This window comes from Zhongshania sp. (assembly GCF_041623545.1).
Taxonomy (GTDB): Bacteria; Pseudomonadota; Gammaproteobacteria; order Pseudomonadales; family Spongiibacteraceae; genus Spongiibacter.
Genome location: NZ_JBFJWS010000409.1, coordinates 1 through 2,281 on the forward strand (window position 1 = coordinate 1; position 2,281 = coordinate 2,281).

The 2,281-nt window shown below is 51.4% G+C and carries 4 protein-coding genes; 1 reads left to right on the forward strand and 3 read right to left on the reverse strand.

Going from position 1 to position 2,281, the window contains the following annotated elements:
- The first annotated feature begins 48 nt into the window (after window positions 1-48).
- Window positions 49-525, forward strand: coding sequence for a bacterioferritin (gene bfr / locus ABYT30_RS18595; RefSeq protein WP_373082378.1), 477 nt, complete (start codon window positions 49-51; stop codon window positions 523-525).
- A gap of 72 nt (window positions 526-597) precedes the next feature.
- Here the strand turns inward: bfr and ABYT30_RS18600 are convergent, their stop codons facing one another.
- The 3 genes from ABYT30_RS18600 to ABYT30_RS18610 form a co-directional block, all read right to left on the reverse strand.
- Window positions 598-1,062, reverse strand: coding sequence for a hotdog fold domain-containing protein (locus ABYT30_RS18600; RefSeq protein WP_373082381.1), 465 nt, complete (start codon window positions 1,060-1,062; stop codon window positions 598-600).
- Window positions 1,063-1,173: 111 nt separating this feature from the next.
- Entirely contained in the window at window positions 1,174-1,941 is a 768-nt protein-coding gene (locus ABYT30_RS18605) for a PepSY domain-containing protein (RefSeq protein WP_373098011.1), read from the reverse strand.
- 3 nt (window positions 1,942-1,944) lie between these two features.
- Window positions 1,945-2,281, reverse strand: a 337-nt coding sequence (locus tag ABYT30_RS18610) for an FMN-binding protein (protein WP_373098012.1), incomplete at its 5' end; no start/stop codon positions are given.

The window sequence follows — 2,281 nt, forward strand, 5'->3', positions numbered from 1 at the left end:
CCCAGTCCACACTTAGCAAAACCACCCACCATGTAAAGGATTAAACCCATGAAAGGTGACAGCAAAGTCATTGCCTTCCTCAACAAAGCCCTCGGCAACGAACTCATCGCAATAAACCAGTACTTTTTGCACTCGCGTATGTACAAAGACTGGGGACTAAAGCAGCTGGCTGACCACGAATATCACGAATCCATCGATGAAATGAAACACGCCGACAAGCTGGTTGAGCGAATATTGTTTCTCGAAGGTCTGCCGAATATGCAAGACCTCGGCAAATTGATGATTGGCGAAAACACCAAAGAAATGCTGGAATGCGATTTAGCCCTCGAACTCAAGGCCATTCCAGATTTAAAAGACGGCATCAAATACTGCGAGTCAGTTAACGACTATATCAGCCGTGAATTATTTGAAGAGATTTTGGAGTCAGAGGAAGAGCACGTCGACTGGCTAGAAACCCAGCTAGGCCTAATTGAGAAAGTGGGTATTCAGAATTACCAGCAATCGATGATGGCTGGGGTGAGCTAAAAGCGCTCACCGTCGGACGTCAGACGCCTGACGTCCGACGATCACAAAGCGTCTCCCATCTCCCGTCAAGCATTAGGCCGTCTTCGCCGGCGACACATGAATCGCAATCTCCGCGTCAAACACCACTTCACCCGCTTCGTTCTTCACTTCCACAATAACCGGCACCGAGCCTTTTTCACCGGGCACGATTTCACGCATAGTGGCGTGGCCTCGTAACACCCCTTTCGCCCGCCCTAAATAGCGTACCGTCATGCCAGCGGGTATCCAGCGCATACCTTCAGGTAGCGACACCATGCTCACCACCCCCGCGCAAATCTCAGCCAGGTTACACATGGCGATCGCATGCACACTGCCAATGTGATTATGAATAGCCCGATGCTCCTTAATACGCACCACCGCATGACCAACGTCTAACTCTTCGAAACAGGGTTTGATCGTTGAAAAATACGGTGCTTTTACGCAAACCGCTTTGGAGAACGTCCATTTACCGGCGGGATAGGGCGAAAGCTTGCGCCACATTTTTAGGGTTGTGTTCATTACGGTCACTCCGAGTGATATCAAGCTAGACCGTAGCACGAAGCGAGAAAATCACCATTGACCGCGAGCGTCGCTGACCGCGTAGCGCGGGCCAATGGGCTTAGTTTGCCGTTATGAGGGCCGCTTCCAGCGCCCAGGCTTGCTCACCCACACCCAAACGCCGCTTAGCGCGATAAGAAGCAGCGCGATTGCCGCCAAGTCCATAATGAATACACCGACCGAGCCGAACAAACGTCCGCTGTGTAAATCCAGCAGTAAGCGCTCCCAGCTCAAACCACTGCCGCGATATTGTTCAAGGAGGCTGCGCTGCAGCGCGGGTGGCGCCAAGTCTGGTTCAGCCCAGATGACGTTTTCGATATTCATTACGGAGAACATTAAACTACGCGAATCAAAAGCGATTACCCCACCAGCCGTACGCAGCAATACCGCTTCCTGATAAAGGCTCAACGCCTCAACCCCGCGCGGCAACCCTAGCGACTCACTAATATCGTCTAATTTCTCACCGGCTAGGGTAAACAGCTGCAGACGCCCAGCACATAGAACCGCAATCGTGTCTGGCAACACGGCTGCACCAAGCAGTGGGCCATTACAACTACCAATCTGCTTTTCAGCTAAATACAGACCGTCGCCGAACTGACTCAGCCAAGCACCACTAGCAAGTGACTTATTCAAGGGAAAGCTACGTAATATCGGTGTGGGAATGCCGTAATGTTTCAATAACCAGGCTTGTTTCAGGGGCTTTTTGTCTAAACCCCAATCATCACTGTGATTAATGGCTATACCGGTAACGACCAAGACAACAACAAAGATTGCGGCCACCACGCCAATACGGCGATGCCAGCGCAACAACAACATTCTAAAAATACGATAGGGGCTCACTGCTTATTCCGCGGTGCTAGAGTCAGCCGAAGGTTGTACCTCATCCGCAAGGAGTAATGCAATACGCGCGACTTGTTTTACTGCCCGTACCGACAAAGTTGCCCCAGTAATTCCGTCGATATGCTGACTCAATATGTCGTCCCGAACCAGCACCGCCCCCTTAAACTGCTCCGTAAAAAAGTCGTGGCGGACTTCCCAACCGCGACTTTCGCGAAAAGCGAGAATATCGACCCGCGACACCGCCAAACTCTTACCGTCGGCGCTATCCAGGTCAACAACGACACCAATCGTAATCGGCATTTCCTTGCCGATTTCTTCCAGTATCCACGCTGTTTTTTGA